This is a genomic window from Plantactinospora sp. GCM10030261 (assembly GCF_042666615.1).
Classification (GTDB): Bacteria; Actinomycetota; Actinomycetes; order Mycobacteriales; family Micromonosporaceae; genus KBS50.
Genome location: NZ_JBHTDD010000031.1, coordinates 47,136 through 73,394 on the forward strand (window position 1 = coordinate 47,136; position 26,259 = coordinate 73,394).

The 26,259-nt window shown below is 73.1% G+C and carries 24 protein-coding genes and 2 pseudogenes; 15 read left to right on the top strand and 11 right to left on the bottom strand.

All coding sequences use genetic code 11. The features are described 5' to 3' along the window. Positions 1 to 8: 8 nt before the first annotated feature. Positions 9 to 1,367, top strand: a complete 1,359-nt coding sequence (gene pafA, locus ACFQUZ_RS27450) for a Pup--protein ligase (RefSeq protein ID WP_377447307.1) — start codon at positions 9 to 11, stop codon at positions 1,365 to 1,367. Positions 1,368 to 1,412: 45 nt separating this feature from the next. Beyond that, complete coding sequence (locus ACFQUZ_RS27455) at positions 1,413 to 1,610, top strand: hypothetical protein (RefSeq protein WP_377447309.1); 198 nt, start codon at positions 1,413 to 1,415, stop codon at positions 1,608 to 1,610. Positions 1,611 to 1,779: 169 nt separating this feature from the next. On the opposite strand, the gene ACFQUZ_RS27460 is transcribed toward ACFQUZ_RS27455, so the two are convergent. The 6 genes from ACFQUZ_RS27460 to ACFQUZ_RS27485 all read right to left on the bottom strand — a co-directional run bounded on the left by ACFQUZ_RS27460 (position 1,780) and on the right by ACFQUZ_RS27485 (position 9,314). After that, entirely contained in the window at positions 1,780 to 2,256 is a 477-nt protein-coding gene (locus ACFQUZ_RS27460; RefSeq protein ID WP_377447310.1) for a S26 family signal peptidase, read from the bottom strand. Next, entirely contained in the window at positions 2,249 to 4,084 is a 1,836-nt protein-coding gene (locus ACFQUZ_RS27465; protein ID WP_377447312.1) for an ABC transporter ATP-binding protein, read from the bottom strand. Before ACFQUZ_RS27465 ends, ACFQUZ_RS27460 begins: the two co-directional genes overlap by 8 nt. After that, on the bottom strand, positions 4,081 to 4,644 hold the full coding sequence (locus ACFQUZ_RS27470) for a hypothetical protein (protein WP_377447314.1): 564 nt from the start codon (positions 4,642 to 4,644) through the stop codon (positions 4,081 to 4,083). Before ACFQUZ_RS27470 ends, ACFQUZ_RS27465 begins: the two co-directional genes overlap by 4 nt. Before the next feature lie 96 nt (positions 4,645 to 4,740). Continuing rightward, positions 4,741 to 4,983, bottom strand: a complete 243-nt coding sequence (locus ACFQUZ_RS27475; protein WP_377447316.1) for a hypothetical protein — start codon at positions 4,981 to 4,983, stop codon at positions 4,741 to 4,743. Between the two features lie 167 nt (positions 4,984 to 5,150). Further along, complete coding sequence (locus ACFQUZ_RS27480) at positions 5,151 to 8,207, bottom strand: BTAD domain-containing putative transcriptional regulator (RefSeq protein ID WP_377447318.1); 3,057 nt, start codon at positions 8,205 to 8,207, stop codon at positions 5,151 to 5,153. A gap of 9 nt (positions 8,208 to 8,216) precedes the next feature. Continuing rightward, entirely contained in the window at positions 8,217 to 9,314 is a 1,098-nt protein-coding gene (locus tag ACFQUZ_RS27485; RefSeq protein WP_377447319.1) for a DUF3866 family protein, read from the bottom strand. A 140-nt stretch (positions 9,315 to 9,454) separates the two neighbouring features. Here ACFQUZ_RS27485 and ACFQUZ_RS27490 point away from each other — a divergent pair, with 140 nt between their 5' ends. The 6 genes from ACFQUZ_RS27490 to ACFQUZ_RS27515 all read left to right on the top strand — a co-directional run bounded on the left by ACFQUZ_RS27490 (position 9,455) and on the right by ACFQUZ_RS27515 (position 14,344). Then, a complete protein-coding gene (locus ACFQUZ_RS27490) occupies positions 9,455 to 10,453 on the top strand; it encodes a helix-turn-helix transcriptional regulator (protein ID WP_377447321.1) in 999 nt (332 codons plus the stop codon). 25 nt (positions 10,454 to 10,478) lie between these two features. Continuing rightward, positions 10,479 to 11,462 (top strand): helix-turn-helix transcriptional regulator, encoded by a 984-nt coding sequence (locus ACFQUZ_RS27495; protein ID WP_377447323.1) that lies wholly within the window; start codon positions 10,479 to 10,481, stop codon positions 11,460 to 11,462. 83 nt (positions 11,463 to 11,545) lie between these two features. Then, complete coding sequence (locus ACFQUZ_RS27500; RefSeq protein WP_377447325.1) at positions 11,546 to 11,794, top strand: hypothetical protein; 249 nt, start codon at positions 11,546 to 11,548, stop codon at positions 11,792 to 11,794. A gap of 155 nt (positions 11,795 to 11,949) precedes the next feature. Next, positions 11,950 to 12,285, top strand: a complete 336-nt coding sequence (tatA, locus tag ACFQUZ_RS27505; RefSeq protein ID WP_377447327.1) for a Sec-independent protein translocase subunit TatA — start codon at positions 11,950 to 11,952, stop codon at positions 12,283 to 12,285. Positions 12,286 to 12,305: 20 nt separating this feature from the next. Next, complete coding sequence (gene tatC, locus ACFQUZ_RS27510; RefSeq protein WP_377447328.1) at positions 12,306 to 13,256, top strand: twin-arginine translocase subunit TatC; 951 nt, start codon at positions 12,306 to 12,308, stop codon at positions 13,254 to 13,256. A gap of 143 nt (positions 13,257 to 13,399) precedes the next feature. Then, positions 13,400 to 14,344 carry a diacylglycerol kinase gene (locus tag ACFQUZ_RS27515; protein ID WP_377447330.1) on the top strand — a complete coding sequence of 315 codons (945 nt, stop codon included), beginning with the start codon at positions 13,400 to 13,402 and terminating at the stop codon, positions 14,342 to 14,344. A gap of 126 nt (positions 14,345 to 14,470) precedes the next feature. On the opposite strand, the gene ACFQUZ_RS27520 is transcribed toward ACFQUZ_RS27515, so the two are convergent. Further along, entirely contained in the window at positions 14,471 to 15,244 is a 774-nt protein-coding gene (locus ACFQUZ_RS27520) for an HAD family hydrolase (RefSeq protein ID WP_377447332.1), read from the bottom strand. An 86-nt stretch (positions 15,245 to 15,330) separates the two neighbouring features. Here ACFQUZ_RS27520 and ACFQUZ_RS27525 point away from each other — a divergent pair. The 3 genes and pseudogenes from ACFQUZ_RS27525 to ACFQUZ_RS27535 form a co-directional block, all read left to right on the top strand. Then, a pseudogene (locus tag ACFQUZ_RS27525) lies at positions 15,331 to 17,515 on the top strand (DEAD/DEAH box helicase); the annotation flags it as partial. A gap of 305 nt (positions 17,516 to 17,820) precedes the next feature. Next, positions 17,821 to 18,327: pseudogene (locus ACFQUZ_RS27530) on the top strand (RNA helicase); the annotation flags it as partial. A 142-nt stretch (positions 18,328 to 18,469) separates the two neighbouring features. Further along, a complete protein-coding gene (locus ACFQUZ_RS27535; RefSeq protein WP_377447333.1) occupies positions 18,470 to 19,360 on the top strand; it encodes an MHYT domain-containing protein in 891 nt (296 codons plus the stop codon). 120 nt (positions 19,361 to 19,480) lie between these two features. On the opposite strand, the gene ACFQUZ_RS27540 is transcribed toward ACFQUZ_RS27535, so the two are convergent. Beyond that, the gene (locus tag ACFQUZ_RS27540; RefSeq protein ID WP_377447335.1) at positions 19,481 to 20,401 is read right to left on the bottom strand and encodes a 5'-3' exonuclease H3TH domain-containing protein; all 921 of its coding nucleotides are present in this window, start codon (positions 20,399 to 20,401) and stop codon (positions 19,481 to 19,483) included. Between the two features lie 92 nt (positions 20,402 to 20,493). Here ACFQUZ_RS27540 and ACFQUZ_RS27545 point away from each other — a divergent pair, with 92 nt between their 5' ends. The 3 genes from ACFQUZ_RS27545 to ACFQUZ_RS27555 all read left to right on the top strand — a co-directional run bounded on the left by ACFQUZ_RS27545 (position 20,494) and on the right by ACFQUZ_RS27555 (position 23,000). Next, positions 20,494 to 21,576 (top strand): DUF4037 domain-containing protein, encoded by a 1,083-nt coding sequence (locus ACFQUZ_RS27545; protein WP_377447337.1) that lies wholly within the window; start codon positions 20,494 to 20,496, stop codon positions 21,574 to 21,576. 126 nt (positions 21,577 to 21,702) lie between these two features. Then, entirely contained in the window at positions 21,703 to 21,864 is a 162-nt protein-coding gene (locus ACFQUZ_RS27550; RefSeq protein ID WP_377447339.1) for a hypothetical protein, read from the top strand. Beyond that, on the top strand, positions 21,861 to 23,000 hold the full coding sequence (locus ACFQUZ_RS27555; RefSeq protein ID WP_377447340.1) for an acyl-CoA dehydrogenase family protein: 1,140 nt from the start codon (positions 21,861 to 21,863) through the stop codon (positions 22,998 to 23,000). The genes ACFQUZ_RS27550 and ACFQUZ_RS27555 overlap by 4 nt, the downstream gene beginning before the upstream one ends. Positions 23,001 to 23,067: 67 nt before the next feature. On the opposite strand, the gene paaI is transcribed toward ACFQUZ_RS27555, so the two are convergent. From paaI to ACFQUZ_RS27570, 3 genes are all read right to left on the bottom strand, one after another. Beyond that, a complete protein-coding gene (gene paaI / locus ACFQUZ_RS27560) occupies positions 23,068 to 23,478 on the bottom strand; it encodes a hydroxyphenylacetyl-CoA thioesterase PaaI (RefSeq protein WP_377447342.1) in 411 nt (136 codons plus the stop codon). 159 nt (positions 23,479 to 23,637) lie between these two features. After that, positions 23,638 to 23,844 (bottom strand): hypothetical protein, encoded by a 207-nt coding sequence (locus tag ACFQUZ_RS27565; RefSeq protein ID WP_377447344.1) that lies wholly within the window; start codon positions 23,842 to 23,844, stop codon positions 23,638 to 23,640. A gap of 211 nt (positions 23,845 to 24,055) precedes the next feature. After that, a complete protein-coding gene (locus ACFQUZ_RS27570; RefSeq protein ID WP_377447346.1) occupies positions 24,056 to 24,817 on the bottom strand; it encodes a zf-HC2 domain-containing protein in 762 nt (253 codons plus the stop codon). Positions 24,818 to 24,879: 62 nt separating this feature from the next. Here ACFQUZ_RS27570 and ACFQUZ_RS27575 point away from each other — a divergent pair, with 62 nt between their 5' ends. Then, on the top strand, positions 24,880 to 26,202 hold the full coding sequence (locus tag ACFQUZ_RS27575) for a sensor histidine kinase (protein WP_377447348.1): 1,323 nt from the start codon (positions 24,880 to 24,882) through the stop codon (positions 26,200 to 26,202). Positions 26,203 to 26,259 lie beyond the last annotated feature (57 nt).

The following is a 26,259-nucleotide window of genomic DNA, read 5'->3' on the forward strand; positions in this document are numbered from 1 at the left end:
GTCTGTCCATGGAGCGGCGAATCTTCGGCCTCGAAACCGAGTACGGCGTCACCTGCACCTACCGCGGGCAGCGGCGGCTGTCGCCGGACGAGGTCGCCCGGTACCTCTTCCGTCGGGTGGTGTCCTGGGGACGGTCCAGCAATGTGTTCCTGCGCAACGGTGCGCGGCTGTACCTCGACGTGGGTTCCCATCCGGAGTACGCGACACCTGAGTGCGACTCGGTCGCCGATCTGGTCGCCCACGACCGGGCCGGGGAACGGATCCTCGAAGGGCTGCTCATCGACGCCGAGAAGCGACTGCACGACGAGGGGATCGCGGGGGAGATCTACCTCTTCAAGAACAACACCGACTCGGCGGGTAACTCGTACGGCTGCCACGAGAACTACCTGGTGTCCCGGCACGGGGAGTTCGGCCGGCTTGCCGACGTGCTGATCCCGTTCCTGGTGACCCGGCAGCTCATCTGCGGCGCCGGCAAGGTGCTGCAGACCCCGCGGGGGGCCGTCTACTGCCTGTCCCAGCGGGCCGAACACATCTGGGAGGGTGTCTCCTCGGCGACCACCCGGAGCCGGCCGATCATCAACACCCGGGACGAGCCGCACGCCGACGCCGAGCGGTACCGCCGGCTGCACGTGATCGTCGGCGACTCGAACATGAACGAGGTGACCACGCTGCTCAAGGTGGGCAGCGCGGACATCGTGCTGCGCATGATCGAGGCCGGGGTGGTGATGCGGGACCTGACCCTGGAGAACCCGATCCGGGCGATCCGCGAGGTGTCCCACGACGTCACCGGCCGGCGCAAGGTGCGGCTGGCCTCCAACAAGGAGATCAGCGCGCTGGAGATCCAGCAGGAGTACCTCGCCAAGGCGACGGAGTTCGTCGAGCGTCGGGGCGGTGACCAGACCGCGAAGCGGGTGGTCGAGCTGTGGGGTCGGGTGCTGCGCGCGGTGGAGAACGGCAACCTCGATCCGGTCGCCCGGGAGATCGACTGGGTGAGCAAGCTGCGGCTTATCGAGCGGTACCAGGAGAAGCACGACCTGCCGCTGTCGCACCCGCGGGTGGCGCAGATGGACCTGGCCTACCACGACCTGCGCCGGGGCCGAGGGCTGTACGGGCTGATGGAGCGGCGCGGGCAGGTGGACCGGGTGGCCACCGATGTGGAGATCTTCGAGGCCAAGGAGACCCCGCCGCAGACCACCCGGGCCCGGCTGCGCGGCGAGTTCATCCGGCACGCCCAGGAGAAGCGCCGGGACTTCACGGTCGACTGGGTGCATCTGAAACTGAACGACCAGGCGCAGCGCACCGTGCTGTGCAAGGACCCGTTCCGGGCGTACGACGAACGGGTGGAACGCCTGATCGCCAGCATGTGACCGGCGTGCGCCGGCGTGGTCCGGGACGGGTAGGCTGACCGCGCTATGACGAGTCCCCGCCCCGGCACCGACCCGGCCGGCGACGACGGCCGCCGGCAGACGTGGGTCGAGCGTCGCCGCAACAAGATCGCCGAGGAGATCGCCCGCAACCGCCGGGGCGAGTACACGGTGCCGACCTGGGTCCTGGCCCTCGCCCTGGTGCTGATCGTCGGAGCCTGGGTCGCGTTGATCGTCTTCAGCTGACCGCCGCTCCTCGCACGCCCCTCCGACGCACTCTGACAGGCTCCCCGCACGCGTGGACCAGGCGCCCCCACCGCACGCGTGGACCACGCGCTTCGCCCCCCGGCCCCCCGCAGCGTTGATCAAGAGCTTCGCGTCACGTAACCCGCTCGTGCTGACGCAAACCTCTTGATCAACGCGTGCCGGGCGCGGGGGTGCGGTGGGTGGCGGGGTGGGTGGGGTGGGCGGACCGGATCCGGCGGACTACCACCGCCGTGACCGATGACTCGGGCACGAAGCCCAGCCGGCGCGAGTCGAGGCTGACCGGGTTGTCGCCTCGGACCAGCAACTGCCCCACCGGGACCCGGCTCGTCGTGACGACCGTCCGCAGGTCGGCGGGCACCTCGTCGCCGGACACCGCCCGAACCCGTTTGACCAGGACCGCCGGCTCGGTCGCCGGGGTGCGCAGCGGATGGGCGAAGACGACGGCCTGACCGCGCCGGAGGTGTCGGCCCTGGCGGGCGAGCAGCAGATCACCATCGGCGTACGTGGGTGACATGCTGTTGCCGCGCACGGTGACGAGCAGATACCGCCGGCGCAGCAGGGCCCGGGCCGCGCCCGCGCCGACCAGCGTGAGCCCGGCTACCGCGGCGGCTAGCAGCTCAATCACCGGAGTCGCCGCCCACCGCCACCGGTTCCCGGTAGCCGCGGGCCTGGAGGTTGAACAGCCGGGAGTAGGTGCCGCCGCCGGTCATCAACGCGTCGTGGCTGCCCTGCTCGACGACCCGGCCCGCGTCGATGACGACGATGGTGTCCGCGTCGCGCAGCGTCGACAGCCGGTGTGAGATGAGCAGGCTGGTGCGGCCGTGCCGGTGGTCGCGCAACGAGCGGTGGATCCCGTACTCCGCCTCGGCGTCGAGGCCGGCGCTGGGCTCGTCGAGGATGAGCAGGTCGGCGTCGCCGCGCAGCACCGAGCGAGCCAGCGCCAGCCGCTGCAACTGCCCGCCGGACAAGGCCACGCCGCGGCTGTCGTCCTCCTCGGAGAAGTACATCCGGCTGAGCATCGTGTCGTACCCGGCCGGCAGCGCGGAAATCGTGGTGTCGAGGTCGACCAGCCGGGCCGCCGCCCGGACCGCGGGTTGCTCCACGGGGCGGTGTACCGCGCCGAGCCGGATGTTCTCGCCGAGCGTCAGGTCATAGGTCATGTAGTCCTGGAACGTCACGGCGATCCGGCGGCGAAGCTCGGCCACCTCGATGTCCCGCAGGTCCACCCCGTCCCATCGGACGGCTCCCCGCTGTGGCTCGTAGAACCGGCAGAGCAACTTCACCAGGGTGCTCTTGCCGGCGCCGTTGACGCCGACCACACCTACCGTTCCGCCGTACGGGATGGTCATGGTGAGGCCACGCAGCACCCAGGGTCCGGTCTCGTCGTACCGGAACCAGACGTCGTCGAATTCGATGCTGCCGCGCAGCGCCGGTGCGGCCCGGCCGGCCGGGGAGATGTCCGGTGTCGCCGCGACCAGGCTCTGGAAGTGCCCGAACAGCCGCAGCGCCCGGCTGACCTCGCCCACCTGAGCCACCAGGGTGGACAGTCCGGCGGCGACACCGCCGACGGCGGCGACGAACAACATCAGGTCACCCACGGTGAGTCGCCCGTCGAGCACCGCGGCGACCACCAGCAGCGTGCCGACCGCCGTGGCCACCGAACCGAGCAGGGACAGCGATCCGAGGGCGAGCGCCCCCCGACGCTGGACCGCCAACTCCCGGCCGCTCGACTCGCGTAGCGCGTGCAGCATCCGGTCGTGGAACAGGTCACCGGTCCCGTACAACCGGACCTCCTTGGCGGCCCGGGGGTCGGTCAGCAGGAGGCGGTAGAACATCCGGCGGCGTTCCTTGCCGGTCGTCGTCTCGGCGACCCTGGCCCGTTGCCGGGCGATGCCGAGCTGGACGATCAGTTCGGCGGCGAGCACCAGGCCCAGCAGCACCGCCATCGGTGGCCAGATCACCAGCACCGCACCGAGCAGACCGGCGGCCGACAGCAACGCCTGGACGGATGACAGGACCGAGCCGGTCAGCACCCCGGGTGCCTCCAGGGCGGCAGCCTCGGCCAACCGCAGTCGGTCGTGGAACCTCGGATCCTCGAAGTATCGCAATCCCGGGAACCGGTTAACGACCCGGAACAGCCGTTCCTCCACGGCGATCGCGGTGGCTCGTTCCAGGCTGGCGCTGAGGTACCCGGTGATCCGGCCGAGCAGGAGGGCGGCGGCACCGGCCGCCGCGGCGGTCCCGGCGGCGGTGAAGACCCGGGTCCGGTCGGCGTTCCCGCTGGACAATTCGTTCACCAACACCTTGGTGGCCAGGGCGAGGACGACCGGGGCGGTGGCCCCGACCACCGTGCAGGCCAGCACCGCCGTCCAGCGGCCGGGGCCGGACCGCCAGGCAAGGAGGAGCGCCTGCCCGGCCGCGCGCCAGGCCCGGTCGGGGCCGGGTCCGGTCATCCGGCTCGTCCGGCGACCAGTGACTCTCCGGCGGGTGCCCGCTCGCCGAGGTCGCTGAGCCGGTGCCCGGCGGCGGCCACCGATCCGTCGGTGACGCGCAGCAGCGCCGGGAATCCGGTGACTCCCCAGCCGGCCTCCAGGTCGTCACCGAGGACGGTCACCACCGGTGCCAGGCCGCGCAGGCCGGCGATGAGGCCGGCCACCTCTGGCTGGTCCGCCTCGCCGACGAGGAGGACCAGGTCGATCGGGCCGTCCGGTCCCCAGCCGGCGATCTGGTCCGCCAGATCCTGGCAGGGCGGGCAGGTGGGGGAGATGACGGCCACGAGATGGGACCCACCGGAGACGTCCGGTGGCGCCAGGTCGCCCACGGCCTTGGCCGACGGTGGCAGCGCCGACACGGGGTGGCCGGGTGCGGGTAGCGCCGGGCTGCCGGAATTGCCGTGCGTCGCGTGCATGGTGGACACCTCGCGCAGCCTCCTCATCATGGCGAGGGTCAGGGCGAGATTGAGCAGGACCAGGGCGGTGAGGACCGCCACGGCAGCGGCGAGTAGCTGGGTCACGAAAGTCTCCTCCGGTCGGGTCCCGCCCGGGCGGTGGCGGGGGTGGGACCGGGGGCGTGCCGTGGCACGCCCCCGGGTCGGTCGCGGGGTGATCCGTCAGCAGCCCAGCTGCGTCCGCTCCGTGTAACAGATGGAGGCGCTGGACGAGGTGACGCAGCTGCCGCTGCAGTTGAAGGTGGCCCGGCGGTAGTACCGGTACCAGATACCGCCGGAGCAGTAGCCGCCGGACGGCTTGCAGCCGCAGTAGTCACCGTGCTCGGGTACGCACGCGCCCGCCTCGACGTCGTCGAGGAACAGGCCCAGCGCGCGGTCGCCGAGTCGCCTGAAGAGTGTGGTCATCGTGCCTCCTTGTTGGCTGGTGAACTGATCGTCATCACCGCCACTGCGGATGCGCTTCGATTTCCCTATGGCCGTCGCATAGCGCCAGCCCGTTTCCGCGTCGCGCTGGTCCGCCGCGCAGCGCCGGTCCGCCGCGCAGCGCCGGTCCGTCCCGCGTCGCTGGTGGGTCAGGCTTCGGCGGCGCTGGCAGCGCGGGCCCGGGACAGATCGAGCAGGGTCGCGGCCGTGCTCGGCATGTCGCCCACCGCCCGGAAGGCACTCACGGCGCGGTCCAGCTCCGCCACCGCCTCCCGGTAGCGGCCCTCGGCGAGCAGGATCCGGCCGAGCGTCCGGGCCGCCCGTGCCGTGCCCCAGCCGTGCCGCAGCCGCTCGAACCCGGCCCGGACCGAGTCGGCGAGCCGCCGCGCGGTGGCCAGGTCACCGGCGTCGAGGTGGATCTCGGCGAGTCCCTGGCGGGCCATCGCGAGGCCGAAGTCGTCACCGATGGACTCCAGCAACGCGACCGCGCGCCGGTAGTGCCCGGCCGCCGCCTCGGCCCGACCCTCGCGACGGTGCAGGGCGCCGAGGCACGCCACCGCGTTGGCCTCACCCCGGACGTCGCCACCGGCGCGGAACACCGACACGGCGCGGGTGAAGGCCGTTTCGATCCGGCCGTCGGCACGCCCCTCGTCGAGCCACAGGTTGCCGATGCCGATGTGCGCGTAGCCTTCCTGCACCACCGGGCCGTCGGCCGCGAACCGGTCTAGCGCCCACCGGAACTGCGCGTCCGCGACCCGCGGCGCGCCGAACAGCCGGGCCACCATGCCGAGTTCCGTCGCCACCGACGCCGCCCCCACGGGATCGCCGGCCCGCAGGTAGAGCCGCCGGGCCTGGCGCAGCCAGGGCAGCGCCTGCCGAGCCTCGTACCGGCCGCGCAGCAGCGCGCCCCGGGCGTGCGCCAGGACGGCCCGCTCCGCCGCGAACAGCCGCGGGTCCACCCTCGCCAACCCCTCGGCGGCCACGGTGACCATCCGTTCCCAGTCGGCGAACCGTACCGTCATGGCCAGGTAGTTGATCGTCACGGCGACCAGCCGGGCGGCGAGTTCCGGGGACGGGCCGGTCGCCGCCTGCCGCACCGCGGCCAGCAGTAGGTCGCGTTCGGTGTCGAACCAGGCGACCGGCGCGGCGGACGGCGGGTCCGGGACGGGACCGGGGCGGGCCCAGCCGGCGGGCACCGGGAAGGACCGGGCGGGCAGCGACCGGTCCGCCCGGATCGCCAGGTCCAGCAGCGTGCGGTGGGCCCGGTCGAGTGCCGCGGCCTGGGTCCGGTCGGTTTCCTCCGCCATCGCCCGTTCCCGGGCGTAGAGCTGCACCAGGTCGTGCAGCCGGTACCGGCGCGTCGTGTCCCGTCCAGGTGGCGCGTAGGGCTGGAGCAGGTGGGCACCGGCCAACGCGTCGAGTTGACCCGCCACGGCGGTGGTCGGTTGATCCAGCAGGGCGGCCGCGACCGGCACCGTGACATGGGGGGCGGGCAGCAGGCCGAGCATCCGCAACAGGTGGCGGCCGGGACCGTCCAGACTCTGGTACGCCACACTGAGCGACGCTCGGACGTGCAGATCGCCGGCGGACAACTCGTCCAACCGGCGGGCCTCGTCCCGAAGCCGGCCCGCCAGCTCGTCCACCCGCATGCCGGGGGTGGTCGCGATGCGGGCACCGGCGATCCGGATCGCCAGCGGAAGCCGCCCGCATTTGTCGAGCACGCGTCGTACCGCCCCGGGGTCAGCCGTCGCCACGTGCGGGCCCACCAGCGTGTCGAACAGGTCCAGCCCCTCGGCCTCGGTGAGCATCCCGAGCGGCAGCCGGTCGGCGGTCAGCCCGGCCAACCGGTTCCGCGCGGTGACCAGGAGCCCGTTGCCTCCGCCGCCGGGCAGTAGCGGTCGCACCTGTGCCTCGTTGGCGGCGTTGTCCAGCACCAGCAGCACCCGCCGGTCGGCCAACACCGACCGGTACAGCGCGAGCCGTTCGTCCGCCGGCTCCGGGATGGCGGCTCCCGGCACGCCCAGCGCCCGCAGGAAGGTGCCGGTCAGCTCGTGCGGGGACGCCGGCGCCGCGGACTGTCCGCGCAGATCCGCGTAGAGGCAGCCGTCCGGGTAACCGTCCCGTACCCGCCAGGCGAACCGGACAGCCAATGCCGTCTTGCCGGACCCGGCCATCCCGGTGATCACGGCGATCACGGGCAGCCCCGGCGCGGGCCGGATGAATCCGGTGGCGAACAGGGCGGTCAGCTTGTCGATCTGGCGGCGGCGCCCGACGAACCGGGGATCGTCGGGTGGGAGCTGGTTCGGCACGACCGGCCACGCCACGTCACCGGGGTCGGACGGGGAACGTACGACGGCGGGCGAGGGGGCGGCGGGGCCTGCCGCGGTGGACTCGCCGAGGACACTTGGCGGCGATGTCGCGCCCGTCGGGGTCACCGCGGCGGCGCCGACGAGCACCGCCTCGTGCGTCGCGCGCAACTCGGGGCCGGGCGGGATGCCCAGCTCGTGGTCGAGCACCCGGCGGCCCTCGTGGTAGAGGGCCAGCGCCTCGGCCTGTCGGCCGGTCGCCGACAGCGCCCGCATGAGCTGGGCACGGATCCGCTCGCGCAGCGGATGGGCGGCCACCAGGCGGGTCAGTTCGGGCAGGACCGAGCCGTACCGGCCGAGATCGAATTCGATGGCGATCCGGTCCTCGATGCCGGTCAGCCGCAGCTCCGTCAACCGGTGTGCCTCGGCGGCCCGCACCGGCTCGGGTGCCCCGTCCAGCGGGTCGCCCCGCCACAGCGCCGACGCCTCGCGCAACCGCTCGGCGGCTGCCTCCAGCCGGCCGGCCTCCCGCAAGCGGGCCGCCGTGTCCGCGAACCGGACGTACTGTTCGACGTCCAGAATGCGGTGCGCCAGCAGATAGCCCGGCGCGACGGTCGTGATGACGTGGTGTCCCGGCCCGGACGGGATGGCGGCCCGACGGATCCGGGACACCAGGGCCTGCACCCGGGTGCGGGCCGACGACGGCGGATCCGCCCCCCACAGCCGGTCGATCAGCGTGTCCGTCGACACCACCTGCCGCGCCGCGAGCGCGAGCACCGCGACGAGCCCGCATTCCAATTTGGACAGTGGCACGGTCCGGTCGTCGACGGTCAGCTCGACCCGTCCCAGCAGTCGTACCGTCACCGGCTCCCCGTGGCCCCCGTAGCCGCCGTTGCGCACACGCGGAGGCTACCCGGCTGGAGCGTCGGCGAGGTGGGCCGCGTGCCGGCCGGCCGCCGCCGCGGCGAGGAAGTAGGTGTGGTCGGCGTCCAGTCCCCGGCCCATCGTGGACAGTGGTACCGGCGATGCCCGCAGTGCCGCGTCCAGACCGTCGACGCCGACCCGGACCACGGTGTGCCGGGTGGTAAGCGGAGCCAGCGCCGTCTCGACCGCCTCGGCCAGCGACGGCTCCAGACCCGCCGGCACCACCAGGTCGGCGGCGGCGAGCGCGACCCGGCCGTACGCGGTGAGGCTGTGGTGTGACACGCCACGGTGTCGCGGGCGGGGGTCCGCCGTGGAGATCCGCAACGCGCCAACCGGCCGGCCACCCAGCACGGACACGGCGTTGATCGCCTCGCCGGCGGCCACCCCGGAGAAGCCCCACCGGGTGCCGGTGCCCAGGTTGCCCGGCCCCTGCGTGACGATCGTCAGATCGGCACCCAGCACATGGCGGGCGGCGAGTAGCCCGGTGTGTACGGTGGCCGCCTCCAGGTCCCCGCCGAAGGACTGCCCGACGGTGATCGTGCCGGCCAGGTGGCCGGCCAGCCCGTCCAGGGTGCGGGAGAACCAGGCGGGCAGCGCGGCGCCGTCGGTGAGCACGTACGCGATGCGGGTCGCCGGGGCGTCGGCCCGGACGCCGGCGACGACCGCCGGCAGCGCGGAGTGCAGGTCCGCGACGACCACCGGCATCCCGTCGATGCTGTCGGCCTCGGCGAGCACGGCCCGGTGCGGTGACGCATCCTCGTCGACGCCGAGCAGGATCGGTTGCAGGGGGGTGTAGCGGGCCTTCACCAGGTGCCCGGCGTCGCGGTTGCCGGCCGGTTCCGGCGGGTCCGGGGGCAGCCGGTCCGGCAGCGCGACCACCAGCGCGTACCCGCCGGTGCCCAGCCCCATCATCAGGGCGCCGACATTGAGCAGGACCCGGTCGCCCGGTTCGGGCGAGCCGACCAGTGCGGGATAGGCGAGGGCCCGGATGGTGCCGCCGTCGGACCCGACGACGTCGAGTTCCATCGCGCCGCGCCACTGGCGGCGTAGTCGCGCCACCGTTCCGGACCGCCATCGCACCATGACCGAAACGCTAGCCGGGCCGGCCGGTGGCGTCCCGGGCGGCCCCGGGCGGGTCCGGTGGGCCGGCCGGACGGCCGGGAAGCCGTCGTGACCGGCGCGGGTGCCCGCACGGGCGGCCGCGACGCTGCTAGCGTTGCGGCGTGTCCCGGAACCGTACCGAGCGTCTGGTCAACCTGGTCATCTGCCTGCTGTCGACCCGGCGGTTCCTGACCGCGGCCCAGATCGCCGCCACCGTGCCCGGCTACGAGCACGACCCGGACGATCCGCGCGACCACGAGGCGTTCCAGCGCAAGTTCGAACGCGACAAGGCCGAGTTGCGCGATCTCGGTGTGCCGTTGGAGACGGGCACCGCGAGCGCGTTCGACAGCGAGCCGGGTTACCGGATCGCGCACCGGCGGTACGCGTTGCCGGACATCCCGCTGGAGCCGGATGAGGCAGCCGCGGTGGGCATCGCCGCACGGCTGTGGCAGCACGCGGGGTTGGCCGCCGCCGCCTCGTCCGGCCTGGCGAAGCTGCGGGCGGCCGGGATCGACGTGGATCCGCAGGCCACGCTCGGGCTGGAACCGGTGGTCACGGTCGACCCGGCCTTCGCGCCACTGACCGCGGCGGCGCGGGAGCGGCGCGTGGTCACCTTCGACTACCGGGTGCCGGACGCGGACGCCAGCACCAGCCGCCGGTTGCAGCCGTGGGGCGTGGTCTGCTGGCGGGGGCGGTGGTATGTGGTCGGCCACGACCTGGACCGTGGTGCCACCCGGTGCTTCCGGCTGTCCCGGATCGTCGGGTCGGTCCGGGCCACCGGGCCTTCGGGGGCGTACCCGGCGCGGGTGGGCGAGGACCTGATCAGTCATGTGGCGCGCTGGTCCGGCCCGGTCGAGCACACCGGGCGGGCGACTGTCCTGGCGCGGCAGGGCCGGGCGGCCGGTCTGCGGAGGTGGGCGCGGGAGGTGATCCCGGGACCGGACGGGGACCGGTTGGTGTTGCCGTACGCCGACGCGGACGCGTTCGTCAGCACGTTGATCAAGTACGGTCCCGATGTGCGGGTGCTCGATCCGCCGGAGATCCGGGAGGCCGTCCTCCAGCGGCTCAAGGAGATCGCGGCGCGGCATGACGAGGTTGTCGCGCGTGGGGTGTCGGCGTGAGTAGCGGGTGGGCCGGGGTGCCGGCGTGACCAGACCGTCCCAGCGCGGGTCGCGGGCGTCGGCGGACCGGCTGGCCCGGCTGCTCAACCTGGTGCCCTACCTGCTGTCCAGGCCGGGGATCGAGGTCGCCGAGGCGGCCGCCGACCTGGGCGTCACCGAGCGGCAGTTGCGTGAGGACCTGGAGCTGCTCTGGGTGTGCGGGCTGCCCGGGTACGGCCCGGGTGACCTGATCGACATGGCCTTCGACGGTGACCGGGTCACGATCACCTATGACGCGGGTATCGACCGTCCGTTGCGGCTCACCCCGGATGAGGCGCTCGCCCTGGTGGTGGCGTTGCGGATGTTGGTGGAGACGCCCGGGATGGCCAACCGGGACGCGATCGAGCGTGCGCTTGCCAAGATCGAGTCGGCGGCCGGTGAGCACGCCGAGGCGCCGGTGGCGGTCCGGATGCCCGGCGATGCCGAGCGGCTGGACGGGCTGCGTGCGGCGGTGCAGCGGGGCCGGGCGTGGCGGATCACGTATTACACCGCGACCCGGGACGAGACCACCGAGCGGGTGATCGACCCGTTGCGGGCGTTGATGGTGGGTGGTCGGGCGTACGTGGAGGCGTGGTGCCGGCGGGCCGAGGCGGTCCGGTTGTTCCGCGCCGATCGGATCGACGCGCTCGCCGAGCTTCCCGAGCCGGCCGTGGCGCCGCCCCAGGCGCGCCGGTTGGATCTGAGTGCCGGCGTGTTCCAGCCCACGGCCGAGCTGCCTCTGATCACCCTGCGTGTGGGTCGTGGAGCCCGGTGGATCACCGAGTACTACCCGTGTGAGCACGTCCGGCGGGACGCCGGGGGCACCGACGGGGTCGGCGCGGACTGGGTGGTCACGATGCGGGTGACCGACCTGGACTGGGCGCAGCGACTGGTGCTCGGGTTGGGGCCGGACGTCACCGTCGTCGCGCCCGCGGAGCTGGCGGTGCGGGTCCGGGACGCCGCCACGGCGGCTCTCACCGCCTACGCCTAAGGTGCAGGGAAGGGTCCTGGCCCACGCCTCCGGGAGGGAAGGGACCTTCTCCACCCACGGCGGATGAAACGGACGGATCGTACATGGTGGTCTGGATCGTGGTCGCGACGGTCGTCCTCGGCCTGCTGGTGCTCGCCCTGGCCGTCCGGCCGGTGCTCGCCGGCCTCGGGCCGCTGCGTCGTGCGGCGCTGGCCCTGCAGCGGCGGCAGGTTGAGGCGGAGGCGCTCCAGCAGACCGCCGGTGAGCTGCAGGTACGGCTGGAAGGGCTGGCCAACCAGGCCGGTACGGCCCAGCGTCGACTGGAAGTGATCAAGGCGCGGAAGAGCGGTTGAACAGTCTCTGAGCGGGTTGACGCGAGCTGCGAACCTGGTCAAGACTGCACGGACCGGGCGATCATTTCGCGGCGCCCGGTGGGTGGCACCGGGCCGGCACGGACGTACCATGGCCTGGACACCTCGACCATCCCGCAGACCAACTGGAGCTTCCCATGGGTGCCCTCAAGCCGTGGCACATCGCCGTTCTCGTGGTCGTCCTGATCCTGCTGTTCGGGGCGAAGCGGCTGCCCGACGCGGCGCGATCGCTGGGTCGCTCCATGCGGATCATCAAGGCGGAGACCAAGGGTCTCGCCGACGACGACAAGGACCTGGCCGAGAAGGCCGACGCCCAGCACCAGCGTCAGCCGCTCCCGCCGAACGGTCAGCAGGCACCGCAGGGCGGCTACCCGGCACCGGACGCCGGCTACCAGGCGCCGAACGCCGGTTACCCGGCGCCGCCCGCCCAGCAGCCGGTCGTCGACCCGGTGCACCGGGTTCGCGACAACTGATCTGAAAGGGCCCGAACACCGTGGCCTTCGCCCTGCGTAAGCGCGGCCCGAGCAACTTCGAGAAGGCCGCCGACGGCTCGATGACCCTGGTCGAGCACATTCGGGAACTCCGCAGCCGGCTGTTCAAGGCATCGCTGGGCATCCTGGTCGGATTCGGCGTGGGTTTCTGGCTCTCCGAGCCGGTCCTGGAGTTGCTCAAGCAGCCGTACTGCACGCTGCCGCAGGCCAAGCTGGAGGACGGCAAGTGTGCCTTTGTCCAGCTGGGCCCGGCCGACCTACTGCTGCTCCAGCTCAAGATCGCGCTCTGGGTCGGCCTGATCGTCGCCGCTCCGGTCTGGCTCTACCAGCTCTGGGCGTTCATCGCCCCGGGCCTGCACCGCAACGAGCGGCGGTACGCGTACGCGTTCACCGCGCTGGCGGCGCCGCTGTTCGCCGCCGGAGCCGTGCTGGCCTACTTCGTCGCCGCGAAGGGCCTGGAGTTCCTGCTCACCATCGGCGATGCGGAGATCACCACCACCCTCGACATCACCCGGTATGTCTCGTTCGTCACGAACCTGCTGCTGTTGTTCGGAGTGGCGTTCGAGTTCCCACTGATCGTGCTGATGCTCAACTTCATCGGCCTGGCCAGTGGCAGGCGCCTGCTGGGCTGGTGGCGGATCGCCGTGTTCGTCTTCTTCGCCTTCGCCGCGGTGGTCACCCCGACCCCGGACCCGTTCGGCATGACCGCACTGGCGATCTGCCTGAGCGCGCTCTACTTCGCGGCCGTCGGGGTGGCGTTCCTCAACGACAAGCGGCGTGGCCGGGGCCGCGAGGTGTACGCGGGTGTCGCCGACGACGAGGTGTCGCCGCTGAGCGACGATCGGGAGCCGGTCGAGGCCGGGTCACCGGTGGAGGTCGTGACACCGATCGAGGCCACCACGCCGGTGGCGCCGCCGAAGCCGATCGAGCGCCGCTACGACGACATGACGTGACCGGGTCGGGTTGACGCCCGCCCGGGGGCGCCGGGCGCAGGAGCCGGCCGGGGCCGACAACCCGGCCGGGGCCGACAACCCGGCCGGGGCCGACAACCCGGCCGGGGCCGACAACCCGGCCGGCGGGCGGTACGGTGCTCGCCGTGACCGTACCCGATCAGCGACCCGACCTGGCCGCGACCGGTGATCTGCCGGCCGGCCCGGTGGCGGTGCTGGCCAACCCGACGGCCGGGCGCGGCCGATTCCGTGGGCTGCTGCCGGCGGTGCTGGACCGGTTGGCCGCGACCGGACGGCCGGTGCGGTTGCTCGAGGCCAGCGACGGTCCCGGCGCCGCGACGGCCTGCCGGGCCGCGGTCGCCGACGGGGCCGCCGCGCTGGTCACCGTCGGCGGGGACGGCACGGTCCACCAGGGTATCCAGGCGGTCGCCGGTACGCCGGTCGGCTTCGGCCCGGTGCCGGCGGGGACCGGAAACGACTTCGCGGTGGACACCGGATTTCCGGTGGATCCGCTGGCCGCCGCGGGGGTGATCTCGACGGCGCTGGTGGCCGGCCGGACCCGGCCGGTCGACCTGGCCCGGGTCACCACCCCCGATGGCACCACCCGCTGGTACGGCGCGGTGCTCGCGGCCGGGTTCGACGCCCTCGTCAACGAGCGGGCCAACCGGATGCGGTGGCCGCGCGGCCCGCGCCGGTACGACCTGGCGATCCTGCTGGAACTGGCCCGGTTGCGACCACGCCCGTACCGGCTGCGCCTTGACGGGGAGTCGCACGAGGTGCACGCGGTGCTGGTGGCGGTGGGCAACTGCCCCAGTTACGGCGGCGGGATGCGGATCTGCCCGGCGGCCGACCCCACCGACGGGCTGCTGGACGTGGTGGTCGGTGGCCGGTTCAGCCGGACGGCGCTGATGCGGGTGAAGCCGCGCATCTACTCCGGGACGCACGTGCGGCATCCGCTGGTGCGCTCGTACCGGGCCCGGACCGTGGAGTTGTCGGCCGAGGGGATCACCGCCTACGCCGACGGTGAACGGGCGACGGCGCTGCCGGTGACGATCACCGCGGAGCCCGGCGCGGTGCGGCTGCTGCGCTGATCCGCCCGCGCACCGCACTCGCCGGGTTGATCAAGAGGTTCGCGTCGGAAAACCGCGCGGAATCTGACGCGAACCTCTTGATCAACCCGGCGGGCGGGGGGATGCGGCGCTGGCCGTGCGCCGGGGTCAGCGGGCGGCGGTGGCGAGGTCGAGCACGGCCGTCAGGCCGTTCGCGGCGCCCGGGTCGGCGGCCGGCAGGACCAGGGCGGCACATCCGGCTGCCACCGCGCCCGCGTCGGCCGGCGTGTCACCGACCATCAGGGTCCGCTCCGGGGCCACCCCCAGCAGACCGCACGCGCGCAGGAAGATGCCCGGGTCCGGCTTGCACCGGCCGACCTCGTACGACAGCACGAAGGCGGTCACCAGGTGCTCCAGGCCCCAGGCGGCGAACAGCGGCCGGACGTCGAAGCCGATGTTGCTCACCAGCGCCACCGGCACGCCGGCCTCGCGCAGGGCAGTGAGGGTGTCGGCCGTGTCGGCGTACACCTGCCAGCCGGCCGGATCCAGCAGCCGGTCGTAGAGCGCGTCCGGCAGCCCGTCGATGCCGGCGTCCACCGTCTCCGCCAGGCCGGTGTAGGCGGCGCGGTGGGCGTACTCGTAAAGATCGCGGTCGGCCCAGACCTCGGCCAGGTGTGGCGGCACCCGGGTGGGCAGCGGGCCGCCCGCCCGGCCGGCGACGACCAGCCGGTCGGCCAGCGCGGTGGCGCGCGCCCGGTCCAGCGTGTCGCCGCACGCGGTGGCGGCCGCGAGCACCCAGGCGACGGGGTCCTCGACCTGGGCGAGGGTGCCGTGGAAGTCGAAGAGCACCGCCTCGACCGGGCGGCGGGATGGTGCCGGGCGGACGTCTTTCCCGGTCCCGCTCGACGGGCGTGGCTTGGGCGGTTCGGCGTGGTCCGGCACGTGCTGCACCCTACCGACCGGCTCTGGCGTGTCCGCTCGACGCCCTCGCCGGGTGTGGCGGACCGGCACGCACTAACCTGGGAAGCATGTCGAGCCCCGCCGAGCGGTACGCCGCGGCGCGCCGCCGGGCCGCGTACGCGAGTAGTTTCCCCGCCCTTGACGAGTTCGCCCTGGACCTCGGGTTCGACCTCGACGACTTCCAGCGGGAGGCGTGCCAGGCCCTGGAGCGGGGCAGCGGGGTGCTGGTCTGTGCGCCCACCGGCGCCGGGAAGACCGTGGTGGGGGAGTTCGCCGTGCATCTGGCGTTGCGCGGCGGGCGGCCCGCGACGACGCGACCCGGGTCGCCTCCCGCGGTGCTCGACAGCGGCGACGAGCCGCCGGTCACCAGGGCGGCCGGTGGCGCGCTGCCCGCGGACGCGGTGGGCGCCGACAGTCCCGGTCCGGTGCCGCCGGTCGGCTCCGACCCGGACGGCACGATCACGGCTCCGGCGGTCGCGGACGGCGATGTCGGTGGCGTCATCACCGTGCCGGCGGACGACGGTGGCGAGGTCACCCCGACCGTGGCGGGACCGCCACGCAAGTGCTTCTACACCACCCCGATCAAGGCGTTGTCGAACCAGAAGTACCACGACCTCGTGCAGCGCTACGGCGCCCAGCGGGTCGGCCTGCTCACCGGCGACAACGCGATAAACGGGGACGCGCCGGTGGTGGTGATGACCACCGAGGTGCTGCGCAACATGCTGTACGCCGGGTCGGCCACGCTGGACGGCCTGGCCTATGTGGTGATGGACGAGGTGCACTACCTGGCCGACCGGTTCCGTGGCGGCGTCTGGGAAGAGGTGATCATCCACCTGCCCGCGTCGGTCACGTTGATCTCCTTGTCCGCGACCGTGTCGAACGCCGAGGAGTTCGCCGACTGGCTGGTCACGGTGCGGGGGCAGACCGAGGTGGTGGTGAGCGAGCACCGGCCGGTGCCGCTGTGGCAGCACATGCTTGTCGGCCGTCGGATGTTCGACCTGTTCCACGACGCGGACGCGGCCCGCAAGCACGACGTGCACCCGGAACTGTTGCGGTACACCCGCGACCAGTTGCGGCGGCTGGAGTTGGGTGAGGGTCGCACCGCCGGGCCGGGCCGGCGGGGGCCGCGCTGGCGTGGGCCGTTGCGGGCCGACATCGTGGAACGGCTGGACCGCGAGGGTCTGCTGCCGGCCATCCTGTTCATCTTCAGCCGGGCCGGGTGCGCCGCCGCGGTGCAGCAGTGCCTCGCCGCTGGACTGAGACTGACCACGCCGGACGAGCGGGTCGAGATCCGGCGGGTGGTGGAGCGGCGGATCACCGACATTCCCGGTGAGGATCTGTCAGTGCTCGGCTACTGGGAGTGGCTCGACGGCCTGGAGCGCGGGTTGGCGGCGCACCACGCCGGCATGCTGCCGGCGTTCAAGGAGGTTGTCGAGGAACTGTTCGTCCGGGGACTGGTCAAGGCCGTGTTCGCCACCGAGACGCTGGCGCTGGGGATCAACATGCCGGCCCGGTGCGTGGTGCTGGAGCGGCTTGTCAAGTTCAACGGCGAGGCGCACGTCGACCTGACGCCGGGGGAGTACACCCAGCTCACCGGACGGGCGGGGCGGCGCGGTATCGACATCGAGGGGCACGCGGTCGTTGTCTGGTCACCCGAGGTCGATCCGCGGCACGTCGCCGGGCTGGCCTCGACCCGGACGTATCCGCTGCGGTCGAGCTTCCGGCCGTCGTACAACATGGCGGTGAATCTGGTCGGTTCGGTGGGTGCCGAGCCGGCCCGGGCGTTGCTGGAGTCGTCGTTCGCGCAGTTCCAGGCGGACCGGTCGGTGGTCGGCCTGGCCCGTCAGGTGGCGCGCAACGACGAGACGATGGCGGCGTACGCGGCGGAGGCGGAGTGCCACCAGGGTGACTTCGAGGAGTACTTCGGGCTGCGCCGGGCGCTCGCCGACCGGGAGCGCGCCCTCGCCCGGCAGGGGCAGGGGCAGCGCCGCGCGGCGGCGATCACCTCCCTGGAGAGGCTGCGGATCGGTGACGTCATCCGGGTGCCGTCGGGACGACGGGCCGGGCTGGCCGTCGTCCTCGACCCCGGCACCGGCGGTTTCGGTGAGCCGCGACCGCTGGTGCTCACCCAGGACCGGTGGGCGGGTCGGGTCACGGCGGGGGACTTCACCGCGCCGGCCGAGGTGCTCGCCCGGATCCGGGTGCCGAAGCACTTCAACCACCGGTCGCCGGCCGCCCGGCGGGATCTCGCCGCCGAGGTCAGCGGCACCGGTCTGGCCCGGCATGGTGGTCGGCGTGGTGGCCGGTCCCGGCCGGGCGCCGAGGACCACCGGCTCACCGAGTTGCGGGCGGAGTTGCGTCGGCATCCGTGCCACGGCTGCCCGGAGCGGGAGGAGCACGCCCGGTGGGCGGAGCGGCGGTGGCGGTTGGCGCGGGACACCGAGGAGTTGCGGCAGCGGGTGACGGGGCGGACCGGCTCGCTGGCGCGTACCTTCGACCGGATCTGTGAGCTGCTCATCGCGCGTGGCTATCTCACCCGCGACGGCGGCGTGACCGACGCCGGGCGGACTCTCGCGCGGATCTGGTCGGAGACCGACCTGCTGGTGGCCGAGTGCCTGCGGCGGGGGGTGTGGGACGGGTTGGCGCCGGCCGAGTTGGCCGCGGCCGTGTCGACGCTGGTGTTCGAGGCGCGGCGGGACACCGACGAACGGACCTCGGTGCCCCGTGGTGCGGTCGCGGACGCGGTGGACGCCACGGTCAAGCTCTGGTCCGATCTGGAGGCCGACGAGGCGCGGCGCGGGTTGGAGACGACCCGGGAGCCGGACCTCGGCTTCGTCTGGCCGATCTACCGGTGGACCCGTGGTGAACCGCTGGGCAAGGTGCTGGCCAGCGGGCACACCTTGGACGGCGAGATGCCGGCCGGTGACTTCGTACGCTGGGCCCGGCAGGTGGTGGACCTGCTCGGTCAGCTCGCCGATGGTGGGGACGCCGAGTTGCGGGCCACCGCGAAGACGGCGATGGCCGCGATCCGCCGGGGGGTGCTGGCGTACACCGGGGTGGCCTGAGCGACGCCCTGCGGCCGGTCGAGCGGTGCGGTCGTGGACGGGGTCCCGTTGACGGGACCGCCGGGGCATCTTTTATGCTGCTCAGGTCTCGTCGGGGGGCTCTCACCCGGATGCCTGGCGCGACTTCCTGGGGGGCATTCCGTTGGCACACATCGACCATTTCGCGTACGGCTGGATCACGCCGACGCTCGGCTACTCGCTGTCCGTGCTGGGTTCACTGCTCGGTCTGGTCTGCGTCGGGCGGCTGCGGGCCGCGCCGACCACCGGCCAGCGGACGTGGTGGCTGGCACTGGCGTCGGTGGCCATCGGCGGTACGGCCATCTGGTCCATGCACTTCATGGCGATGCTCGGGTTCGGGGTGACCGGCACGACGATCCGGTACGACATCGGTCTCACCGTGGCCAGCGCGGTGATCGCGGTCGTGGCGGTGGCGGTCGGCCTGATGCTGGTCGGCCGGGGCCGGTCGGGCACGGTCCGGGTGCTCATCGGTGGTGTGACCACCGGGCTCGGTGTGGCGGCGATGCACTACACCGGGATGGCGGCCATGCGCCTCGGCGGTGTCGTCCAGTACGAGTCGACGCGGGTCTCGCTGTCGGTGCTCATCGCGGTGGTCGCCGCGACGGCGGCGCTGTGGCTGGCCATCACCGTGAAGCGGGCGCTGGCGATCTTTGTCTCGGCCCTGGTGATGGGGGTCGCGGTCAGCGGCATGCACTACACCGGGATGACGGCCATGTCGGTGCGGCTGACGCCCGGCGCCGGGGTGACCACCGGCGCCACCGTAGGCACGTTGCTCGTGCCGATCGTCCTCGCGGTGATCTTCGTTGCCGGCGGTCTGGCGTACGCGCTGATGGCCGCGCCGACCGAGGAGGACCGGGCCGGCCTGGCATATCTCAACGCCAGGCAGAACGACCTGGCCGGACCGCCCGCCGGCGTGGCCGAGCCGCAGGCCGACCCGGTCGGGCTGCGCGCGCGGTCGGCGATACCGCCGAGGTCGCGCGGAGCCGGCCGGGATGATCGGGCGCAGACCGGCTGAGGCCAGGTCTGTCGCGGGCCTGCCCGGTCTGCCGGGCCGACCGGGCAAGGCTCGCTCGGTCATGCGCCCGGCGCGCTGGCGACCTGTCTGTTCGGGGACGTCGACCAGGCCGGCGCCAGGTCAGGCTCGTTCGGCCAGCGCGTCGACCAGACGCCGGCACGGACCGGCGACGTTCCATTTCTCGGCGAAAGCCAGCAGGCCGTCGGGATCAACCGGTCCGCGCGGCAGCGTCGGGTCCACCGGCGGTAGCGGCGCGTCCCGCGCCACCCGTACCACTCGAGGCGCCACCGCGAGGTAGTCCCGCGCGGCGAGCAGCTTGCCGCGCAGCCCGGGGGCGAAACCGGCGACCGGGTCGTCCATGGCGGCGACAATGCCGGCGAGGTCGCCGTACCGGTCGATCAGCCGGGCGGCGGTCTTCTCCCCGACGCCGGTGACCCCGGGCAGGCCGTCGCTGGGGTCGCCGCGAAGCGCGGCGAAGTCGGCGTATCCCTCGGGAGGTACGCCGTACTTGGCCCGCACCGCCGCGCCGTCGCAGTCCTCCAGCTTGGCCACGCCCCGACCGCAGTAGAGCAGCCGGACCGGCTTGGCGTCGTCGACCAGCTGGAACAGGTCCCGGTCGCCGGACGCCACCTCGATCGGGCCGGGCTGGGTGGTGGCCAACGTGCCGAGCACGTCGTCGGCCTCGTAACCGTCGCAACCGATCGCCGGAATGCCGACCGCGGCGAGCGCCTCCAGGATCAGCGGCACCTGCGGCTCCAACGTGTCCGGTACCACCTCCGCGTCACCCGCCGGAACCAACCGGTGCGCCTTGTACGACGGGAGCAGCTCCACCCGCCAGGCGGGGCGCCAGTCGTAGTCCAGGGCGCAGACCAGGCGGTCCGGTCGGCGGTTGCGGATCAGGGTGGAGATCATGTCGAGGAAGCCGCGTACGGCGTTCACCGGGCTGCCGTCCGGTGCTTTCGCGGCGGACTCGGGGATGCCGAAGTAGGCCCGGAAGTAGAGGCTCGGCGCGTCGACGAGGAGCAGCGGAGGTCGCGTCACCCGGACAGCCTCGCACAGCGGACCGACACCGGGACCCGCGTGCCGGTCGAATATCGGCGGCGGGCCGGGTCCGGAACCGGCACCCTGAGGCCATGGAGTTCGTGCCCGGACTGGATCTCTGCCGACGGTTCCACGACGACGTGGTGGGTCCGATCGTCCGTGGTCGGTTTCCGGACCTGCGGTACGCCGCCGGCCGCCTGGACACCGGGTCGGAACTGCTTGGCCTGGACACGCCCCGGTCGATCGACCACGACTGGGGTCCGCGGTTGCAGGTCTTCCTGGCACCGTCGGACGGGCATCTGGCCCACCGGGTCGAGCGGGCGGTGGCCGACGACCTGCCGGCCGCGTTTCTCGGCTTTCCGACCCGGTTCGCCGGGCACCCGGACACCGGCCTTGGCGTGTTGTCCCGCACCGGGGACCGGCACGGCGTACGGGCCGGGGTGCTGGGCGACTGGCTCGCCGAGTCACTCGGCTTCGATCCGCGACTCGGCGTGGGCACCGAGGACTGGCTGGCTGTCCCTACCCAACGGCTCGCCGAGTTCACCGGCGGCGCGGTGTTCCACGACGACCTGGGCGAGGCTGGGCCGACCCGCGCGCGGGCGGCGCTGGGCTGGTATCCAGATGACGTCTGGCGGTATGTGCTCGCCGCCCAGTGGACCCGGATAGCCCAGGAGGAGCATCTCGTCGGGCGGTGCGCGGAGGTCGGCGACGACCTGGGCAGCATGGTGCTCGCCGCCCGCGTGGCCCGTGACCTGATGCGGCTGTTCCTGCTGCTGGAGCGGCGCTATCCGCCGTACGGCAAATGGTTGGGCTCGGAGTTCGGTCGGCTGCCCGGCGCACCGGAGGTCGGGGACGCCCTGAGCGGTGCGGTTCGGGCGGCGACGTGGCGGGAGCGGGAGCGGCAGTTGTGCCGGGCGCTCACCCTGGCCGCGGTCCGGACCAACGAGCGGGGCCTCGCGGCGGCGCAGGACCCGGCGGTCAGCCGCTTTCACCGGCGGCCGTTCCTGGTGCTGCACGCGGACCGGTTCGCCAGCGCGTTGCGGGACGCGATCACCGATCCGGCGCTGCGCGACCGTCCGCCGGTCGGGGCGGTGGACCAGTTCGTCGACAGCACCGACGTGACGGCGAGCGCCGCCCGGGCCCGTCGGGTCGCCGCGGCGGTGCTGCCCGATTAGACATCCCCGTCCGATCCACGCGATGTCGGCGGGTACCGGATGCTCGAACGTCTCGATATCGCCGACATCGGGCGGATCGACGCCGCGGCAAGCGCGGCAAACCGAACGACCGTTAAGCTATCCGGCATGGACGCCCACCATCCGCCCGCCCGGCTGGTCGGCGCCCCCGGCCGGGTCACCGTCCGCGAACGGAGCCGTGACACCAGTCGGGAACGCCATGATGCCGTCCGAGCCGCGGGCGGCGTCGCACCACTCGACACCATTCTCCCGGAGCCCACCCTGCCATGACCGTCGACCGAATCCTGCCCACCGACGAGGCGTACGACCTCCTCGCGCTCACCACCGAGCTGGCCGACCGGGAGCTCGCGCCGCGGGCCGCCCAGTTCGAGGAACGCGGTGAGTTCCCCCGCGAGGTGCTGCGCACCCTGGGCCGCTCCGGGCTGCTCGGCCTGCCGTACCCGGCCGAGTACGGCGGCGCCGAGCAGCCGTACGAGGTGTACCTGCAGGTGCTTGAGGTGCTGGCGAGCCGGTGGTTGGCCGTCGCGGAGGCGGTAAGCGTGCACACGCTGTCCTGCTACCCGGTGTCGGCGTACGGCGACGAGAAGCTGCGGGCGATGCTGCCGGACATGATCGGCGGGGAGCTGCTGGGAGCGTACTGCCTGTCCGAACCGCAGGGTGGTTCGGACGCCGCGGCGCTGGCCACCCGGGCCGAGCGGGACGGCGAGGAGTACGTCGTCTCCGGCACCAAGGCGTGGATCACCCACGCCGGCGCCGCCGACTTCTACAACATCTTCTGCCGCACCGGCGGGCCCGGACCCAAGGGCATCTCCTGCCTGCTGGCCGACGCCGACACGCCAGGCATCACGCCGCAGGCACCGGAACGGACCATGGGGTTGCGGGCCTCGCCGGTCGCGCAGATCGCCTTCGACGACGCCCGGGTGCCGGCGGACCGCCTCGTGGGCTCCGAGGGGACGGGCTTCACCATCGCGATGACCGCGCTGGACTCCGGCCGGCTCGGCATCGCCGCCTGCGCGGTCGGGCTGGCCCAGGCGGCCCTGGACTACGCCGTGGCGTACGCCAAGGAGCGCCAGCAGTTCGGGCAGGCGATCATCGACTTCCAGGGGCTGGGATTCCTGCTCGCCGACATGGCGACCGCGGTGTCGGCGGCCCGGGCCGTCACCCTGGCCGCGGCCCGGTTGCGGGACGCCGGCCGGCCCTACTCGGTGGAGGCGGCCAAGGCGAAGGTCTTCGCCACCGACACCGCGATGCGGGTCACCACCGACGCCGTGCAGGTGCTCGGCGGTGCGGGTTACGTGGCCGACCACCCGGTCGAGCGGTACCTGCGCGAGGCCAAGGTGTTGCAGATCGTGGAGGGGACCAACCAGATCCAGCGGATGGTCATCGCCCGCTCGCTGGCCCGGTAGGTCGGGGTCGGTCGCCGGTGGCCACGTCGGGGCCGGTCGCCGGTGGCCACCAAGGGCTTCGGGAGGGCTAGCGCGGCTCGATGGTGCGGCTGCGGCCGCGGAACTCCGCCACCACCTCGCCGTCGCGGGTGACCGTCACGTCGTAGATGCCGCTGCGTCCGTACCGGGTGCGTTCCGCCGCGCGTGCCACCAGCACCTCGCCCTCGCGTACCGGGCGGACGAAGGTGATGTCGGCCCCGGCCGCGACGGTCGTCGGACCCCAACTGTTGCAGGCGCAGGCGAACGCGGTGTCGGCCAGCAGGAACAGGTAGCCGCCGTGGGCGATGCCATGCCCGTTGACCATCGACCCGGTCACCCGCATCCGGGCCGTCGCCGTCCCATCGGCCGCGGCCAGCAACTCGATGCCCAGGGCCCGCGAGGCGTCATCGGCGTCGAACATCTCGTACGCCGCGCCGCGTGGCGCGTCCAGCCCGGTCATCCCGTATCGCCTCCTGATGGTGTCGGCCCGCCGTCGGCGTCCCGGTCACAGACGGCCGAGCATAGCCGGGGGACATGGGACGGGCGCCCGCCGTCACGTGTGATCCGGCGGGCGCCCGCGAAGGCGATCGGGGTGGTGTCGCGAGCTTCTACTGCCTCACTACTGCGACGGCTGCGGCACGTTGCAGTTGATCTTCGGGTTCACGCCGAGGTAGTTGAGCGGGCCGGCGACGATCGTCACGATTACCGTGCCGGCCTCGGCGCAGTTGTCCGGGTCGTCGTTGTAGTAGCCACGCTGGCCGGCCGCGATGGCCCCAATGATCAACCAGATGACGACGAGGACGCCGCCGATGGATCCGAATCGCATTCCTGCCCCCTGGGTGAGAGCCGGGGCCGCCGTCCGGCCGAGGGGCCGCCCGGTGGCCGCCGGGGCCGATGCCGGAGTGGTACCCAACTCGTTCCGGCGGTGAAACGTCCCGGTCGCACGCGGCGGGCGACGGATGGCCGGCCACGGGCCCCCGGGTCAGGCTGCCCGGCTGCCGGCCCGGCGGTCGGGGCTGGTGGTGGCGTGTCCCGGGTCAGGCTGCCCGGCTGCCGGGGCTGGTGGTGGCATGTCCGTCGGCCGGCAGGTCGCGGACCAGCCGCAGCGCGGGCCGCCCTCGGACCGGCGACTCGGTCTCGTCGTCGAACCGAGCCCGCCATCGTGGAGTCCGGTCGCGACCGGCGGGTGGTTGGCCGGGGTCGCCGGCGTTCCGCCGGTGGATGACCGTGAGGACCAGGTAGCCGAGCACCAGCATCGCGTGGCTGAGCAGCCGCGTGGCGCCGACCGCGCCGGTCACGATGTCGTTAATCGACAGCACGGCCAGCACCGCCACGAACGCGGTGAGTGTCGGCATCAGCCCGGTGGGCGGGGTGCGCCGGGCGGCGATCCAGACGAAACCGGCGCCGACGGCGATGTTCCAGGCCGCGGACTCGTGCCACAGGTGGTAAGGATCGGCCGGGCCGGCATGCAGGTGGCTCATGGTGAACCCGGTTACCTGGGCCAGACCCAGCAGCAGTTGGATGCCGCCGAGCACGCCCAGCGCCACCCGGAGCACACCGTCGAGCCGGCGGCGTCCACGTCCGGGTGCCGGCAGCGCGGCGAACACCGAGTCGTCCACCCCGGCGGGGGTGCCCAACGGCATGGTACGGGCCAGCCGGGTCACCGCCACGGCGTCCCGTTGCCATCGTACGCAGGCCGGGCAACCGGCCAGGTGGGCGTCGACCGCCGCCCGCTCCCGTGGATCGTCCTCCCCGTCGAGCCGGGCGGACACCGCTTCCCTACAGTCCTCGCAACGCACGTATACATAGTCGCTGCAAACCCCCGGGGAGTTCCGGGTGGGGGATCGTAGTCTTGGTGCCGATGGCACGTCGTACCGTTCTCGGCCGCCCGCCGCGGCAACTCGCCTTCGACATCGCGGTGTCGTTGTTGGTGGGGTTGCTCGCCGTCGCCGGCTCCGGCAACCAGCCCGGCGGCTGGTGGTCCACCGCGATCGGCATGGCGATGGCGGTTCCCCTGCTGGTCCGCCGGTCGCGTCCGGTGCCGGCCGCGATCGTGGTTGCGGTGCTCGCGGCGGTCCAGGCCGCGTTCCGCTGGCATCCGCTGCCGTACGACGTGGCGGTGTTGATCGCCATGTACAGCGTGGTGAAGTACGCCGACCGGCTCCGGGACGGCGTCATCGCGGGTGCGGTGGTGGCGGTCGGAGTGGTGGTCACCGTGCCGGTGCTGTATGGCCGGTGGTGGAGTAACGCGATCTTTCTCGGGCTGGTGTGCGGGGCGGTCTGGTCGGCGGCGCTGAATGTGCGGACCCGCCGGTTGTACGTGGTGAGTCTGGAGGACCGGGCGGCCACTCTGGAACGTGAACGCGACGCGCGGTCCCGGGCGGCGGTCGCGGAGGAACGCACCCGGATCGCCCGGGAGCTGCATGACGTGGTGGCGCACGGGCTGGCCGTCATGATCGTCCAGGCCGACGGGGCTCGCTACATGATCGATCGTGATCCGGGAGCCGCCCGGCGGGCGGTGCAGGTGGTGGCCGGCACGGGCCGGGAGGCGTTGCAGGAGATGCGTCGCCTGGTTGACGTGTTGCGGGACGGTCCGCCAGCTGGTGACGGCTCGGCGCCGGTGGGTGGTGGGACGGCGACGGTGGCTCCCGATCCGATGCGGGCGACCGAGGTGTCGGGGCCGGATGTCGGAGCCATCGAGGGGGATCCGGCGCGTCGGCGGCCGGTGTTGGGTGACCTCGGGGCGCTGCTGGACCGGTCCCGAGCGGCCGGGCTGCGGGTCCGGCACACGGTGCACGGGCAGCCGGTCGAGCTGCCGGCCGGCCTGGACCTCACCGTCTACCGGCTCGTGCAGGAGGCACTGACCAACGCCCTGAAGCACGCCGGGGCGGGGGCCGGGGTGGATGTCGTGTTCGACCACCGGACGCCGGGCCGCCTGCTGCTGCGGGTGGTGGACGACGGTCGGGGCCGGATCGCCGCCGAGCCGCCGCTTACCGGCGGGCACGGCCTGGTGGGCATGCGGGAGCGGGTCGCCCTGTACGGCGGAACCGTGCGTTTCGGTCCGCGCCTGTCCGGCGGCTGGTCGGTCGAGGTCGACCTGCCGGCCGCGCTGCTCTCCGACCCCCCAGAACCGAACTCTTCCCCCGCCCCCGCCCCGCCCCCCTCTCCCTCCCCGTCGATCTAGGGCAGATGGTTGCTAGTTGATCTCCAATCACGACCATCTGCCCTAGATCGACGGGGA